The sequence below is a fragment of the Clostridium frigidicarnis genome (genome assembly GCF_900111985.1).
In the GTDB taxonomy this organism is placed as follows: Bacteria; Bacillota; Clostridia; order Clostridiales; family Clostridiaceae; genus Clostridium_Z; species Clostridium_Z frigidicarnis.
In genome coordinates this window covers 20,464-37,672 of the sequence record NZ_FOKI01000013.1, presented here as the reverse complement: position 1 = coordinate 37,672, position 17,209 = coordinate 20,464, and the positions used below count along the sequence as shown (strand labels likewise).

Annotated in this window: 12 protein-coding genes; 10 read left to right on the top strand and 2 right to left on the bottom strand. The window is 30.2% G+C overall.

Features of this window, described 5'->3' with window-relative positions; all coding sequences use genetic code 11:
• Window positions 1-8 precede the first annotated feature (8 nt).
• The 6 genes from BM119_RS09635 (at window position 9) to BM119_RS09610 (ending at window position 7,282) form a co-directional block, all read left to right on the top strand.
• Window positions 9-866: a tagatose bisphosphate family class II aldolase gene (locus BM119_RS09635; protein ID WP_090040992.1), complete on the top strand. Its 858-nt coding sequence runs from the start codon at window positions 9-11 to the stop codon at window positions 864-866.
• 20 nt (window positions 867-886) lie between these two features.
• Entirely contained in the window at window positions 887-2,203 is a 1,317-nt protein-coding gene (locus tag BM119_RS09630) for a class II D-tagatose-bisphosphate aldolase, non-catalytic subunit (RefSeq protein WP_090040990.1), read from the top strand.
• A 485-nt stretch (window positions 2,204-2,688) separates the two neighbouring features.
• The gene (locus tag BM119_RS09625) at window positions 2,689-2,934 is read left to right on the top strand and encodes a (2Fe-2S) ferredoxin domain-containing protein (protein ID WP_090040989.1); all 246 of its coding nucleotides are present in this window, start codon (window positions 2,689-2,691) and stop codon (window positions 2,932-2,934) included.
• Between the two features lie 12 nt (window positions 2,935-2,946).
• Window positions 2,947-4,644, top strand: a complete 1,698-nt coding sequence (locus BM119_RS09620) for a [Fe-Fe] hydrogenase large subunit C-terminal domain-containing protein (protein WP_090040987.1) — start codon at window positions 2,947-2,949, stop codon at window positions 4,642-4,644.
• Entirely contained in the window at window positions 4,645-5,805 is a 1,161-nt protein-coding gene (locus BM119_RS09615; protein ID WP_090040986.1) for a SpoIIE family protein phosphatase, read from the top strand. It abuts the gene before it with no gap.
• Window positions 5,806-5,818: 13 nt separating this feature from the next.
• Window positions 5,819-7,282, top strand: a complete 1,464-nt coding sequence (locus BM119_RS09610) for a 4Fe-4S dicluster domain-containing protein (RefSeq protein ID WP_090040984.1) — start codon at window positions 5,819-5,821, stop codon at window positions 7,280-7,282.
• A gap of 173 nt (window positions 7,283-7,455) precedes the next feature.
• Here BM119_RS09610 and BM119_RS09605 read toward each other — a convergent pair whose 3' ends face one another.
• Complete coding sequence (locus BM119_RS09605; protein ID WP_242948394.1) at window positions 7,456-7,971, bottom strand: MarR family winged helix-turn-helix transcriptional regulator; 516 nt, start codon at window positions 7,969-7,971, stop codon at window positions 7,456-7,458.
• Window positions 7,972-8,449: 478 nt separating this feature from the next.
• Here BM119_RS09605 and BM119_RS09600 point away from each other — a divergent pair, with 478 nt between their 5' ends.
• From BM119_RS09600 to BM119_RS09585, 4 genes are all read left to right on the top strand, one after another.
• Window positions 8,450-10,711, top strand: coding sequence for an ABC transporter ATP-binding protein (locus tag BM119_RS09600; protein WP_090040982.1), 2,262 nt, complete (start codon window positions 8,450-8,452; stop codon window positions 10,709-10,711).
• On the top strand, window positions 10,711-12,567 hold the full coding sequence (locus BM119_RS09595) for an ABC transporter ATP-binding protein (RefSeq protein ID WP_090040981.1): 1,857 nt from the start codon (window positions 10,711-10,713) through the stop codon (window positions 12,565-12,567). The genes BM119_RS09600 and BM119_RS09595 overlap by 1 nt, the downstream gene beginning before the upstream one ends.
• A gap of 397 nt (window positions 12,568-12,964) precedes the next feature.
• Entirely contained in the window at window positions 12,965-14,326 is a 1,362-nt protein-coding gene (locus tag BM119_RS09590) for an APC family permease (RefSeq protein ID WP_090040979.1), read from the top strand.
• A gap of 254 nt (window positions 14,327-14,580) precedes the next feature.
• The gene (locus BM119_RS09585; protein WP_090040978.1) at window positions 14,581-15,942 is read left to right on the top strand and encodes an APC family permease; all 1,362 of its coding nucleotides are present in this window, start codon (window positions 14,581-14,583) and stop codon (window positions 15,940-15,942) included.
• A 462-nt stretch (window positions 15,943-16,404) separates the two neighbouring features.
• Here BM119_RS09585 and BM119_RS09580 read toward each other — a convergent pair whose 3' ends face one another.
• The gene (locus BM119_RS09580) at window positions 16,405-17,025 is read right to left on the bottom strand and encodes a HutD family protein (protein ID WP_090040976.1); all 621 of its coding nucleotides are present in this window, start codon (window positions 17,023-17,025) and stop codon (window positions 16,405-16,407) included.
• Window positions 17,026-17,209 lie beyond the last annotated feature (184 nt).

Sequence of the window (17,209 nt, the reverse complement as noted above, 5' to 3'; positions counted from 1 at the left end):
TGATTTAAATGTTTAAAATAGTGTCTACAAGAGAAATGTTAATTAAAGCACAAATAGAAAAATATGCAGTTCCAGCATTTAATATACACAATTTAGAAACCTTGCAAGTGGTTATAGAAGTAGCCATGGAGTTAAGATCTCCAGTAATTTTAGCAGGAACTCCATCAACTATAGAATATGCAGGAGATAATTATATAGTTGCTATGGCTAATGTGGGGGCAAATAAATATGATATACCAATAGCAGTACATTTAGATCATTTCCAAGAAATAGATGGTATTAAAGGTGGAATAGAGGCTGGTTTTAAATCAGTTATGATTGATGCATCTCATAAAGACTTTCAAGGTAACGTAAATACTGTGAAAGAAGTAGTTGAATATGCACATAGATATGATGTTGCAGTAGAGGGGGAATTAGGAAAATTAATTGGTAAGGAAGATAGCTTGATTGTAGAAGAAAAAGATTCTGTCTACACTGATCCAGAGACTGCTAGTGAGTTTATTAATTTAACAGGCATAGATTCCTTAGCTGTAGCAATAGGAACAGCACACGGACTATATAAGGGCAGTCCAAAGTTGGATTTTTTGAGATTAAAGAAAATCAAAGAAAAAGTTAGAGTGCCTTTAGTTTTACATGGTGCCTCTGACGTGGGAGATGAATTAGTTAGAAAGGCTATAAGTTTAGGAATATGTAAAGTAAATGTAGCAACAGACTTAAAAATACCATTTGCTAATGCTGTGAAAAAATATTTTAAAGAAAACCCAAATGAAAATGATATAAGAAAATATATGACTCCAGGTAAAGATGCTATGAGAGAAGTAGTTAAACATAAAATCATGGTATGTGGAAGTAATGGAAGATATTAATTAAATTCTGGAGGTATAGAATGAATGCAATTAAAGAAATTGTAAGAGAGTTTAAACAGAACAATAAGGGTGGAATATTTTCAGTATGCTGTTCTAACAAATATGTAATAGAAGCTGCTATGGATAGATTAAGAAATAAAGATATGTACTTATTAATAGAGTCTACGGCGAATCAAGTTGACCAGTTTGGCGGATATACAGGTATGAAACCTAAAGATTTTGTTAACTATGTTTATAAAATAGCAGATGAAAATAAGTTTCCAAGAAAAAAAATTTTATTAGGTGGAGACCATTTAGGACCATTAACATGGACAAATTTAGATGAAAAGGAAGCTATGGAAAATTCAAAAGAATTAATAAGGCAGTATGTTATGGCAGGGTATACCAAAATACACATAGATACAAGTATGCCATTAAAAGATGATATTAAAATAGGAATTTATAATGATAATTTAATAGCTCAAAGGGCAGCTGAACTATGCAAGGTATCAGAAGAGGCATATAAAGAGCTAAAAAAGGATAACGTGTCAGCAACACATCCGGTTTATATAATTGGAAGTGAAGTTCCTACACCAGGAGGAGTAAAGTGTTGTGAAGATGAGAAAGGGGTTGTAATAACAAGGATAAAGGATTTAAAAACAACAATTGATACTTTTAAAAACAAATTCCATGAGTTTAATATATATGAAGCATGGGACTTTGTTGTTGGTGTTGTAGTGCAGCCAGGCGTTGAATTTGGTAGTGATTATATTTTAGAGTATGATAGAGAAAGCGCCAAGGACTTATCAGAAGTATTAAAAGAATACCCATCTCTAGTGTTTGAGGCACATTCAACAGATTATCAAACACCACAAGCTTTAAGAAATATGGTACAAGATGGTTTTATAATTTTAAAAGTAGGACCAGCATTGACCTATGGTTTTAGGGAGGGAGCCTTTGCTTTAAATGACATAGAAAATGAAATGTTTAAATATAATGCTAATATAGAGTTATCAAAATTTAGGGACGTATTAGATTTTATTATGGCTAATAGACCAAATTATTGGAAAAATTACTACTCAGGGTGTGGTGAAAATATAAAAATAGAAAGAAAATATAGTTTATCTGATAGGTGCAGATATTATATGCCAATGAAAGAAGTAGAATTTTCTTTAAATAAAATGATAAACAACCTTAATAAAGTAGATATACCAATAACCTTAATAAGTCAATTTATGCATAGTCAGTATAAGAAAATTAGGTTAGGAGAAATGAAATTAACACCTGAAAATTTAATTAAAGATAGAATCGGTGAGTATATTGATGATTATATATATGCTGTTAGCTTAAAAAAATAAAATATAAGGTATCTTCAAAAAATAATAGACCAGTATTCTTGTATATTTGGCATAATATTTCATGGTTAAAAGTCATCTATAGCAACACTATGAATGACTTTTAATTTTTTGCCTTATATTAAATATCCTTAGAATCTATAGCCTATTATTTGTTCTAGATATCTAGAACAAAATCTAGAATATAACTACAGATTGTAGATTTCGTTTTAAATGAAGAATTAAAAGAAAATTGCAAAAATTGCATCAGAGTTATTTAGAGAAAAATTAATGAAAAATTAATATATTTTAGGAAGGTTTATTTTGCAATAAAATCAAATAAGTATAAGTAATAAAATTAAATTACTATCTAAAGTGTTGAATTTTTATAATTAATGTATATTTAGCCAATAAAAAGAATTAAATTGTTCATTTTACAAATTATATTGAAATATATAATTTATTTTGAGAAAATATAAGTGTATTAATATTACAAAGGAGTGGGATTGATGAAAACATTAAAAGTCTGTATAGGAAGTTCGTGTCATCTAAAAGGATCTTATGATGTAATTGAGGAATTTAAAAAAATGATTGAAAAAAATAATCTTGGAGATAAAGTTGAATTGAAAGCTGCATTTTGCCTTGGAAATTGTACAGAAGCCGTTTCAGTACAGCGTTGGGATGGAAAAATATTATCAGTTTCTAAGGACAATATAGATGAAGTTTTTGAAAAATATATAGTGTCTGAGATATAAGGAGGATATTTCATGGGGGTTATTAACTTTTCAAAAACTAATTGCAAGCATTGTTACTCGTGTGTTAGAGCTTGCAAGGTTAAGGCAGTAAAGGTGAAGAACGATCAAGCTGAAATACTTGAGGAAAGATGTATTGCATGTGGAAAATGTATAAAGGCTTGCCCCAAAAATGCTAAAGAGATTGAAAGTGATGTATATGTAATTAAAAAGTTTCTAGAAGATGGAGAAACTATTGCCGTATCTTTAGCTCCTTCTTTTGTTGTAGCTTTTGAGACATTAAGTGATAAGATATGTGGTGCACTTAAATCTATTGGGTTCAACTATGTAGAGGAAACCGCAATAGGTGCTAGATTAGTAAATAAGGTGTATGAAGAATATGCATCAAGGTTAGACGAAACTTGCTATATTACAAGTTGCTGTCCATCCTTAAATGAACTTATTCAAAAACATCATTCAGAACTTATTCCAAATCTTGTCCCAGTTATATCTCCAATGGCTTGTCATGGACGATTAATGAAGGAAAAGTATGGACAAGATACAAAGGTTGTTTTTATAGGACCATGTATAGCCAAAAAGAATGAGGCTAAGGAAGAAGATTCTATAGATGCAGTAATGACTTTTGAGGAATTAATAAGCTTGTTTCAATGTAAAAATATAGACTTGGGAAAATGTGAAAAAATTCCACTTGATGCTATAGCAACAAAAGAAAGAATCTATCCAATACTAGGTGGAATAACTGATAGTATGGATAAAAATAAGATAAAAAGGGAATTATTACATGTTCATGGCATGGAGCAATGTCTTACAGTCTTAAAAAAAATAAAGAATGGAAGATTTAAAGATAGATTCATAGAAATGAGTTTATGCGATTATGGATGCATTAATGGGCCGGCAATGCCAGAAAGTGAACTTATTATTCAGGAAAAACAACAATTGATAAGAAAATATGCAAATAAAGATGAAAAATATGCAGATTCGCTAGAAGAATTTTGCAATAAAATAAGCATGGGTAAGACTTTTGATGCTAAATTAAAACCATTAAAAGAACCAAGTGAAAAAGAAATAAGAGAAATTCTTGAGAATATAGGTAAATATAGCTCTAGGGATGAATTAAATTGTGGTACTTGTGGATATGATACATGTAGAGATAAAGCTGTTGCAGTTTATAATGGAATGGCTGAATTGACAATGTGTCTGCCATATATGAAACAAAAAGCAGAAAATCTTTCCAATGTAATTTTTGATATAACACCAACAATTGTTGTTGTTATTAATAAGAAAAATGATATTGTAGACTTAAATCCTGCTGCAGAAACATTTTTTAAAATAAAGAAGAAATGGGCTATTGGAATAAATTTATCTGCACTTATGGAAGTGGATATGATAAACGAGTTAACACAATCTAATGAAAATAGCATAAGTAAAAAAGCGTATTTAAAAGAACAAAATGCAACCGTTCTTGAGAGTATAATTAAAATCAAAGATTCAGATTCTATGTTGATAGTTATAAATGATTTTACAGAAACTTTGAATCAGGAAGAAAAATATCAGCAAATGAAAATTAATGCTGTCGAGGTAGCCCAGTATGTTATAGATAAACAGATGAGGGTTGCTCAAGAAATAGCTAGTTTGTTAGGAGAAACAACCGCAGAAACAAAGGTATCTTTGACTAAATTAAAACGATTAGTACAAGGAGAAGAGGTTGATTAGATGAGTTTCTTTGTAGATTATGCAGCATCAAGCTTAAATAAGGTTGGAGAAGAGTTGTGTGGTGATATTGTAGAGTTCTATAGATCAGCACACAGCTGTATTGCTGTGCTCTCTGACGGTTTAGGCAGTGGAGTGAAAGCAAATATTCTTGCAACATTAACAGCAAAAATAGCAATAACAATGCTTAAGGAAGGTCTTTCTATTGAAGAAGTTGTTGACACAATAATGCAAACATTGCCAGTATGTCAAGTAAGAAAACTAGCATACTCTACATTTACAATAGTAGAAGTAGATACAGATGGTATGGCTTATATTGTAGAATTTGATAGTCCAAGTATATTTTTTATTCACAACAATAAAATTCAATTTATAAAAAGTATCGTGAAAGAGATAAATGGAAGAAAAATAAAGGAAAGTAGAGTTAAGCTCAAGGAAGGCGACACATTAGTTTTTGTTAGTGATGGTGCTATTCATGCAGGTGTAGGAAATACCATGAATTTAGGTTGGGGATGGAATGACATAGCGGCCTTTATAGAGGATATGCCACATAGTGAATTATCTGCAAAATTAGTAACTAGCAAAGTACTGGATGCTTGCGACGCTTTATATGTTGGGGAACCAGGTGACGATACTACTGCTGTAACAATGAAATTAATCGAACCTAAAAAGGTAACTCTTTTTTCAGGGCCACCTAAAGATAGACACAGGGATAAAATTATGGTGGATTATTTGATGTGCTCTAAAGGAAAAAAAATTGTATGTGGAGGCACAGCAGCAAATATTGTATCTAGAGAACTAGGTGAAGAAATTGAAACTATAATTGATTATAATAATAGAGAAATTCCACCTATAGGTTATATTAAAGGAATAGATCTTGTTACAGAAGGAGTGCTTACTGTTAGAGCTGCTCTTGAAATGCTTGAAAAAATTAATTCATCGATAGACATAAGTTTTTTGTATGAAAATAATGGAGCAGCAAAATTAGCGAAAATGCTTTTTGAAGATTGTACTCATTTGTACATGATGGTTGGAAGAGCAATTAACCCTGCTCATCAAAATCCAGATTTTCCAGAAGAGTTAAGTATTAAGTATAAATTATTGAAGGATTTACAAAATGTTCTTCAAGGTCTTGGAAAAGTCGTTGAGGTGGAATACTATTAGGGAGGATAAAAAAATGAGAAAATTTGAAAGTCAAGTGCAATTAATAAAATACAAAGTATTAAAAGAGGTTGTTAGAAAAACCATAGATGGAAACCTTATGGAGGAGCGCCATAAAATGCCTAAGGAAATAATTCCGGGGAATGAACCTATAACAAGATGCTGCGTATATAAAGAAAGAGAAATTATATCTCAACGTATAGATTTAATAGTTGATTCTGTGAAAAAAGATGAGGCAATTATAGAAATATTAGACCTAGCTTGTGATGAGTGTCCATCAGAAAGATTTAAAGTAACAGAGGTTTGTAGGGGTTGTCTTGCTCATAGATGTATACAAGTATGTCCTCGTAATGCAATAAGTACAATTAATGGGAAAGCATACATAGACCAAGATAAGTGTGTTCAATGCGGAAAATGTAAAGAAGCATGTCCTTACAATGCAATATCAGATGTAATGCGTCCGTGTAAAAAAGCTTGTGGAAGTAAGGCAATTGAAGTAAAGGAAGACAAAAAAGTTGGCATAAATAGAGATAAGTGTTCAAGCTGTGGCGCCTGTGTTTACAAATGTCCATTTGGAGCTGTAATTGATAGAAGTGAAATAGTTCCTATAGTTAAGGCTTTAGAGAAATCTAAAACCGAAGGTGGAAGTAAGGTTTATGCAGTAATAGCACCAGCTATATCAACTCAATACAATGCTCAAATTGGACAAATTGTTAGTGCTATTAAAAAAATGGGATTCCAAGATGTAATTGAAGCTGCATTAGGTGCGGATATGGTAGCATATTATGAAGCGCTTGAATTCGTAGATAGAGTTGGAAATAATGAGGAACCATGTATGATGACTTCTTGTTGTCCAGCATTTGTATCTCATGTGAAGAAAAATTATCCAGACCTTGCGAAATATATATCTACAATGGTTTCACCTATGGTAGCTGTTTCAAGATTTATAAAGAAATCTCATCCAGATGCTGTTGTTGTATTTATAGGACCATGTACAGCTAAAAAGGAAGAGGCTCGTCAAGATGATATAAAAGATGCTACTGATTATGTTATGACATTTGAAGAATTGGAAGCTATGATAGATGCATATGGAATTAACGTTGCAGAATGTGAAAGCGAAGCAATGCAAAATGCATCTCATTTTGGTAGAGTATTTGCTAGACATGGTGGAGTAAGAGATGCAGTAGTTGAGGTTATAGCAGAAGAAAATATTACAGATGTTAAATTTAACCCTACTGCATGTAATGGAATAGATGAAATTGATAAGGCTTTAAAACTATTGAAGTTTGGTAAATTACCATTTAACTTTATAGAAGGAATGGCATGTAAGGGTGGATGTATAAATGGAGCAGCATCTTTAACACATGAGCCTAAAGATCAAAAATTAGTTGATAAGTATGCAAGTGAAGCTATAGAGCGTAACATTAAAGATTCTTTAAGAGCACTTGATTTAAGTGATATAAATCTTCATAGGCACTAAAATTTATCTGAGATTAAAATAATGCGTTAATATATATAAATAAAAAACTATGAAATCTATTTTTAAATTATGATTTCATAGTTTTTTTACTTATATAATATTAGGCACATTCAAAAAATAACAAGTCAGTATGCTAACATCTTTGACTTGTTAGTTTCTTTCATGTGCCTTATTTAATCTAGCTTAGATGTTATTTTCAACATCTTAGGAACTATGAGATTTAAAGAATCTAGATCATCAGCATCTAGATGAGATATTTTATCGCATAGCATATCTTTAATTTTTTGTTGTTGGCGTTTAAAAAGTTTGCGAGCCTCGTCCGTTAATTCAATTATAATTATTCTTCTATCATTCTCATCATAACATCTATTGACCAATCCCTCAGAAAGCAACTTGTCTATAATAGGAGTCATATTAGGCTTTGATATTTCTAAATCTTTAGCTATCATAGAAACAGGACATGGTCCATTATGTGATAGAAAAAATATTACTTTAACATGTGATGGTGGAACAGGAAAGGTTTTCATTATTTCACCCATGTTAAATACTTTTTTGTGTAATATCATCATCAAATCATATAGATTATTAGATAACCCATTTAAATTTAAATTGTCCATACATTCTGATTTTAAATTATTAATACTTAAAATCAGTTTTTTCACCTGCCTTTCAATAATATTTTTATCCAATAGATACAATTTATAATGCTATCAATTCTTAAATAGAGGTTAAGCATTTCTAGGCACTTGGATAAGTTATTCTAAGATTCATCTGGAGTAATACTTTACTTTAAGTAAAGTCCGTCTAAAGCTAAGAATCATTTGATAATAATTAAAATTTATGTAAATTATACATTTATATTTGATTAAAATATCAATGTATAATTTGAAAACGATGAACATTATATTTTAGTAAAATACAATATATTCTTATTATAGAATCTATAAACAAAAATGTAACCTATGAATTAATTATAACCTATAAAAATTAATTATACAATAAAAATTATTATTGACATATAATAGTTATAAAAGTATAATCAATATTATCATAGAACAGAATACATGGAACTTAAAAGATTTATCCTATGACTAAGTGCTATGATAGAGGATAAATTCTATTAGAAATTCTTAAATGGATACAGATTACTAGGGAGGAGACTAAATAATGTTTAAGTTAGTTAAATATTTAAAACAATTTACAATATCAATTCTGGTTATAATCGCATTGCTTTTAGTACAAGCAACCTGTGACTTATCACTTCCAGATTACATGTCTAATATTGTAAATGTAGGAATTCAACAGGAGGGTGTTAAAAATGCAGTTCCTGATGTTATTCGTAAAAGTGAGCTTGACAAATTAAGCCTTTTTATGAATAGTGATGAGAACCAAAAGGTGTTGGATAATTATATATTATTGAATAAAGATACCCTTAACGAAACTGAATATAATGATTACGTGAAAAAATATCCAGAACTTAAAAATGAACCACTTTATAAATTAAATACTAAAAATAAAAAAGTAAATGATGAATTAAATACAATAATGGCTAAACCAATTCTTATAACTCTTGGCATTGAGAAAGATGGGTTACAAGGAATGGAAAGCAATAAAGATATGAATGATGGAGCACCGAAACAGCAAGGTGAAATTACTCAAGGAGCAGAGGGTATGGATCCATTTGTAATACTTTCAAAAATGCCAGAAGAAAAGCTTAAAGAGATGAGAACAGGTATAGATGAAAAATTTGAAGAAATGCCAGAAAGTATGCTTACACAGTCTGCAGTATCTTATATACATGATGAATATGGAATCATAGGTATAGATACAAGTAAACAACAATTAAACTATATACTGTTTACAGGATTATTAATGGTAGGTATAGCTCTTGTTAGTATGGCAGCTACAGTAATTGTTGGATTGCTATCAGCTAGAATTGCAGCAGGGCTTAGTAAAAATCTTCGTAAAAATGTATTTGAGAAGGTTACAAATTTTTCTAATGTAGAACTTAATAATTTCTCAACAGCATCACTTATAACTCGTAGTACAAATGATATTCAACAGATACAAATGTTTACTGTTATGATATTTAAGATAGTATTCTATGCACCAATATTAGGTGTTGGTGGAATAATAAAAGTTATAAATACTGATGTTTCAATGGCTTGGATTATTGCAGTTGCAGTTATGGCAATTCTTACATTAGTTGTTGTATTGTTTGGAATGGCTATACCAAGATTTAAAAGAATTCAAAAAATTATTGATAAATTAAATCTTGTAACACGTGAACTTCTTACTGGAATGTTAGTTATACGTGCATTTAGTACTGAAAAACATGAAGAAAAGAAATTTGATAATGTAAATAAAGACCTTACAAAAACAAATCTTTTTGTAAATCGTATAATGTCAAGCATGATGCCATTAATGATGCTTATAATGAACTGTATTACCATTCTTATAGTTTGGGTTGGATCACATCAAGTTGATGCAGGAACAATGCAAGTTGGTAATATGATGGCATTTATGCAGTATACAATGCAAATAATAATGTCTTTCTTAATGTTATCAATGATTTCAATAATGCTTCCTCGTGCATCAGTTTCAGCACAACGTATAACTGAAGTGTTAGATACAGAAGCAACTATAAACGATCCTACAACAGATGAGGAATTTAATGAAGATAAAAATGGATATGTTGAGTTCAAAAATGTTGGATTTAAATATCCGGGTGCAGAAGAAAATGTTATAAGTGATATAACATTTGTAGCTAAGCCAGGTGAAACAACAGCCTTTATAGGAAGTACAGGTAGTGGAAAATCAACTCTTGTTAATTTAGTTCCTCGTTTTTATGATTCTACAGAGGGAGAAATATTAGTTGATGGAGTAAATGTTAAAAATGTAAAACAACATGAGTTAAGAGATAAAATTGGATATGTACCTCAAAAGGGAATTTTATTCTCAGGAACAATAGATAGTAATTTAAAATATGGTAAAAAGAATGCAACAGAAGAAGAGTTATTAAGAGCTTCTGAAATAGCCCAAGCTATGGAATTTATCAGTTCAAAATCAGAGGGATTTGATACAGAAATTTCACAAGGTGGAACTAATGTTTCAGGTGGACAGAAACAAAGACTTTCTATTGCGCGTGCTATAGTAAAAAAACCAGAAATATATATATTTGATGACAGTTTTTCAGCTCTTGATTTTAAAACAGATGCAGCATTACGTAAGGCATTAAAAGAAAAGACTGCAGAAAGCACAGTACTTTTAGTTGCTCAAAGAATTAGTACTATAATGCATGCAGAACAAATTGTTGTTTTAGATGAAGGAAAAATGGTTGGAATAGGAACCCATAGTGAACTTATGGAAAAATGTGAAGTATATAAGCAAATTGCTTTATCACAACTTTCAAAGGAGGAGCTAGCATAATGAGTAATAAAAATGATAAAGGTATGGACAAAGGCTTTGGCGGTGGTCATGGAAAAATGAACTTTGAAAAAGCTAAAGATTTCAAGGGCACCATGAAAAAGCTCCTTGAATATTTAAAGCCATATAGCCTATCTATAGTAATTGTACTAATCTTTGCGATTGGAAGTGCTGCTTTTTCAATAGTTGGACCTAAAATATTAGGTAAGGCTACAACAAAGCTCTTTGAAGGCTTGGTAAGCAAAGTATCAGGAGTAGAAGGTGCAGCAATAGACTTTGGGTATATAGGAAATATTGCAGTGTTTTTACTTGGACTGTATATTATAAGTGCGGTCTTTGGAATAATACAAGGATATGTTATGTCGGGAGTAGCTCAAAAAATATCCTATAAACTAAGAAAAGAAATATCAGAAAAGTTTAATCGTATGCCTCTTGGATATTTTGATAAGAGGACTCATGGAGAAGTTTTATCAAGAGTTACAAATGATGTAGATACAGTAAGCCAAACTTTAAATCAAAGTATGTCTCAAATGCTTACAGCTATAACAACAATAATAGGTGTATTGATAATGATGTTTTCTATAAGTTGGGTTATGACACTTGCAGCTATGTTAATAATTCCATTATCAATTATATTTATATCAATGGTTGTTAAAAAATCACAAAAATATTTTAAACAACAACAAAAATTCTTAGGTCATCTTAATGGTCATGTAGAAGAGATTTATGGTGGACACACTATAATGAAAGCATTTAATGGAGAAGAAGACGCAGTAAAAGGTTTTGATGAACTAAATGGTGAGTTATATCATTCAGCATGGAAGTCACAATTTTTATCAGGAATGATGATGCCTATAATGACTTTTATAGGAAATATAGGATATGTAATAGTGTCTATATTAGGTGGAATTCTTGCAATTAAAAAAGCAATAGAAGTTGGAGATATACTTTCTTTCATTCAATATGTTCGTTCATTTACACAACCAATAGCACAAACTGCTCAAATTGCTAATGTACTTCAGTCAACAGCAGCAGCAGCAGAAAGAGTATTTGAGTTTTTAGGTGAAGAAGAAGAAATTGAAGAAACAAATGAAAATGTTGATATTACAGATATAAAGGGAGAAGTTTCTTTTAAAGATGTACATTTTGGATATGATCCAGATAAAATTATAGTTAATGATTTTTCAATAAATGTTAAACCAGGACAGAAGGTTGCAATAGTAGGGCCTACAGGAGCAGGTAAAACAACAATGGTTAAACTTCTTATGAGATTTTATGATGTAAATAGTGGATCAATTTTAGTAGATGGAAGAGATATAAGAGATTTTAAACGTAAAGATTTAAGAAAAGTATTTGGAATGGTACTTCAAGATACATGGTTATTTAATGGAGAAATAATGGAGAATATTCGTTATGGTAATTTGGATGCAAGTGATGAAGAAGTTATTGAAGCTGCAAAAGCTGCTCATGCTCATCGTTTTATAAAAACATTACCTGAAGGATATAATATGGTTTTAAATGAAGAAGCAAGCAATGTATCTCAAGGACAAAAACAGCTGTTAACTATTGCTCGTGCTATATTAGCAGATCCAAAGATACTTATACTTGACGAAGCAACAAGTTCTGTTGATACACGTACAGAGGTGCTTATACAAAAAGCTATGGAAAATCTTATGAAGGATAGAACTAGTTTTATTATAGCCCATAGATTATCAACTATACGTGATGCAGATTTGATATTAGTAATGAAAGATGGAGATATTGTAGAACAAGGTAACCATGAGGAACTTTTATCTGCTAATGGATTCTATTCATCATTATATAATAGTCAATTTGATGGAGAAGAACAGGTTTCATAGAATGAATCTTCCTCATTGGCACTCTTTCTAACATCTAAATGTTAGATGAGTTAACAGGTGATGGCTATGAGATAAAATTAAGAAAAGAGCATCTTTTTTAATTAAAAGTATGCTCTTTTCTTATTATAGAAATAGTTTCAAAAATAAAAATATTCAGGTAAAAGATTTTTGCAAAATAAACCATGTTTTATAAAAGGTTTTGTATAATTTTATATTAGATTAAAATTATTCTATTAAATGGTTTTTATTGTAATTTAATAAAAATATGTAAAGAAAATTTAACAATAAATTGTTTATAATTCGTTGATATTTTACAAAAAAATATGTATAATTTTTAAATATGTACTATATGAAAACAAATACAGATTACAAATTAATCACTGAAGGAGTAGGGTATATGAATAAAGACACTAAAGCACAAGAAGGTACAATTGGTAAAAAGGGGATTAGTCTTGTACAATCAATTTTATTAGTTGTAGGTATAGTTATAGGTAGTGGAGTGTTTTTTAAGCCATCTGTAGTATTTGGTAATGCAGGGGCACCTGGAATGGGTATTTTAGCATGGATAGTTGGAGCTTCTATAACAATGGCAGGAGCGCTTACTATAGCAGAGATAGCATCTGTAATTCCAAAGTCAGGTGGTATGTTTGTTTATTTAAAAGAACTTTATGGGGAAAGAACAGCGTTTTTGTATGGTTGGGTACAGTCGTTTATATATTATCCAGGAATGAGTGCGGCAGGTGCTATGATATTTGCGATACAAAGTACAAGCTTCATAGCACTATCATCTATGGGTCAAAAATTATTAGCAGTAGGTGTAATTATATTTATTACAGTAGTAAATATTTTATCAACTAAATTTGGGACTAAGTTTAACACCTTATTTACTATAGGCAAACTACTTCCAATAGGATTAATTATTGTATTTGGTTTCTTTAAGGGAAATGTTCATGACTTTACTCCTGTTATTGCGGAAGGTACAACAGTTGCTGGTTTTGGGGCAGCATTATTAGGAGTATTGTTTGCATATGAAGGATGGGTTTCAGTAGCAAATATGGCTGGAGAGATGGAAAATCCATCTAAAAATTTACCAAGGGCTATAGTACTGGGGTTAACAATATCAACAGTAGTGTATGTAGGAATAAACTTAGCATTAATAAACACAATACCAGTAGATCAAATTATAGCATCTGCAAAACCTGCATCAGAGGCAGCTATAGTATTATTTGGACCTACAGGGGAAAAAATTATAGCGGTAGGAATATTAGTATCTATTGTGGGATGTTTAAGTGCAGTAATAATGACAGGAGCAAGGATGCCTCAAGCTATGGCTGAAGATAATTTGTTTCCATTTAAAAGATTTTTTGGTAAGGTAAATAAAAAGAGGGATACACCTTCTAATGCATTAATATTTCAAGGTATACTTGCAAGCTTATATGCATTAAGTGGATCTTTTAATACATTAACAAATTTAGCTGTTTTTGTAATATGGTTATTTTTTATATTAGGTATAGGTGGAGTGTTTAAATTAAGAAAAGACTTTAAACATATTATAACAAAGGATTCATATAAGGTGCCATTATATCCTATAGTACCTATAGTTGGTATTCTAGGGGCTATATATGTTGTTATTAGTACGATTGTTACAGCTACCACTACAGCTTTAGTTGGCATAGTAATTACTGCAATAGGATTACCTGTATATTCTTATATTAAAAAGAAAAACATAGAAGAAACTACAGATGAGTTAGCTGCATAGACGAAATCTTCAATGAGGTGGTAAGCTGAATTAATTAAATTAGAAGGCTGTTGCAAAAATGCAACAGCCTTTGTAAAGAAAAAATAGATTTTATAAGATTTAAAATGTTTTATTAAATGATTATTGTTATGATTTGATGAAAAACATAAATATAGAATTAGTTGATATTTTACAAAAAAAAGTATAATTCTAAGAGAAATACTATATGAAAACAAATATACATTAAAAAGTGGTCAACGGAAGGGGCTATTAATATGAATAAGGATAATAGAGTAAGCATAGATTCGGAATGTAAAGAGGGGGTTAGTCTTGTACAGGCGGTGCTATTAGTAGTAGGTATAGTTATAGGAAGTGGAGTGTTTTTTAAACCCTCTGTAATATTTGGAAATGCAGGAGCACCCGGTATGGGTATTTTAGCATGGATAGTTGGAGCTTCAATAACAATGGCAGGAGCACTTACAATAGCTGAAATAGCATCTGTGATTCCAAAATCAGGAGGTATGTTTGTTTATTTAAAAGAACTGTATGGGGAAAGAATAGCATTTTTATATGGTTGGGTACAAGCGGTTATATATTATCCAGGAATGATTGCAGCAGTAGCTATGATATTTGCAATACAAAGTACTAGTTTTATAGACATATCACCTACAGACCAAAAGTTATTAGCTGTAGGTGTAATTATATTTATTACAGTAGTAAATATTTTATCAACTGAATTTGGAACTAAGTGCAACACTTTATTTGCTATAGGAAAATTAGTTCCAATAGGATTAATTATTGTATTTGGGTTATTAAAGGGTGATGTTCATAGTTTTACTCCTGTTATTTCAGAAAATACAACAGTTGCTGGATTTGGAGCAGCATTATTAGGAGTATTATTTGCATATGAAGGATGGGTTTCTGTAGCAAATATCGCTGGAGAGATGGAAAATCCATCTAAGAATTTACCCAAAGCTATAGTTTTAGGATTAACTATATCAACAATAGTATATGTTGGAATAAATTTAGCTCTAGTAAATACAATATCAGTAGATCAGATTGTAGCCTCTGCAAAGCCAGCATCTGAGGCAGCTATAGTATTATTTGGACCTACAGGAGAAAAAATTGTAGCAACAGGTATATTAGTATCTCTTGTTGGATGTTTAAGTGCAGTAATAATGACAGGTGCAAGAATGCCACAAGCTATGGCAGAGGATAAGTTATTCCCATTTAAAAACTTTTTCGGTAAGATAAACGAAAAGAGAAATACACCTTCTAATGCGTTAATATTTCAAGGTGTAGTTGCATGTTCATATGCACTAAGTGGATCTTTTAATACTGTTGCTGATTTAGCTGTTTTTGTAATATGGTTATTTTTTATACTTGGTATAGGTGGAGTGTTTAAATTAAGAAAAGATTTTAAACATATTATAAAAAAAGATTCATATAAGGTTCCTTTATACCCTGTAGTACCTATAGTGGGTATTTTGGGGGCAACATATGTAGTTGTTAGTACTATTATTACATCTACTACTACAGCTTTAATTGCTATAGGAATCACTGCAATAGGATTGCCAGTATATTCTTATATTAAAAAGAAAAATATAGTGAAAACTGAAGAGAAAATGGCTATATAAAATAAATTTAAATACGTATTAAATATAAAAAAGTGGGTTCTGTAGGAATCCACTTTTTTTACTCTATAGGATATTATAGATTTGGAATCTGTTGATGGCTTAATATAATTAATGGTATGAAAAGAATGAATAAAAAATAACATTAAAAGAAATATTAATAGATAAATATGAAGAGTTTAAAGAAAAGTATTGTTAAAATTGTATAAAAGGTGGGGAGTGGGAGTGATACCAACCACATCGTAGATGGATTTGCAGAGATATAGATGAATATTGTAATGAAGAATGCAGTTTGGAACATAAGTGTAAAAAGGAATGCTCTAATTGTAATGCAAATTTTTATTATTTAGGAGAAAAGAAAACGGAAGAAGATTCATATTGGGTTCATGAGGATGAATAACTTCCGTTTTAAATTCATAAGTTGTCAAATGTCAATTCTTAATTAAAGTACTTGAATGAAAAAAATTAATACATTATAGTAGATCTTAAAACAGTGCATTGTTCATTTTGAGGTGTTATTGTGATCTTAAAATCATTATACTGAGAATCAAGATGTATTAAGAGTAATTCATTTTCATGTAAAATTACTTCCTCATTTTCTCCAATGCCAAATTTCACAGAACTATCTTGGGAAAAAAATATTTCGGATATTTCATTAAAATTATTTTCACTATTTATTGGGTTTAAATTAATTTCAACAGTATCTGAGTCTAAGGATACTGTTGAAAGGGATCCTGACACATCTTTACCTAACATTAAATTAAAATCTTTAACTTTTCCATAGCTTATAGTTTCACAATCTCCATTAAATTTATGAATCTCAAATGGATGGAGTGTTATTAATTCTTCAGAATTATGTTTAAGTTTCAATACCCCATTTAATGGAGTGATGAATCTGGTTATATTTGGTAAGTTTGTAAAGATGCTTTTTTCTAAATCTACAGTTGCAGAACTAATTCTCCACTTGAAATTTAACTTTTTATATATTGCATTATATGGATATATTGCAAGTTCAGTAGTTTTTCCACCAGACCAATCTGAAGTTTTAAAATTAGACTCGTTTAAAATATCTATAGAATATGTCATGGCTAACCTCCTAAACAGTAATTTATATTTAAGTATTATTATACAAATATATTATACACTTAAAAACCTAAAATTGAAAATTTTCTGTGAATTTCATTATAAAGTAACACTTAATTTCAATATATAGAAAAAATATGAAATAAAGACAAAAATACTTCTTATATGATATAATATATGGAATGTA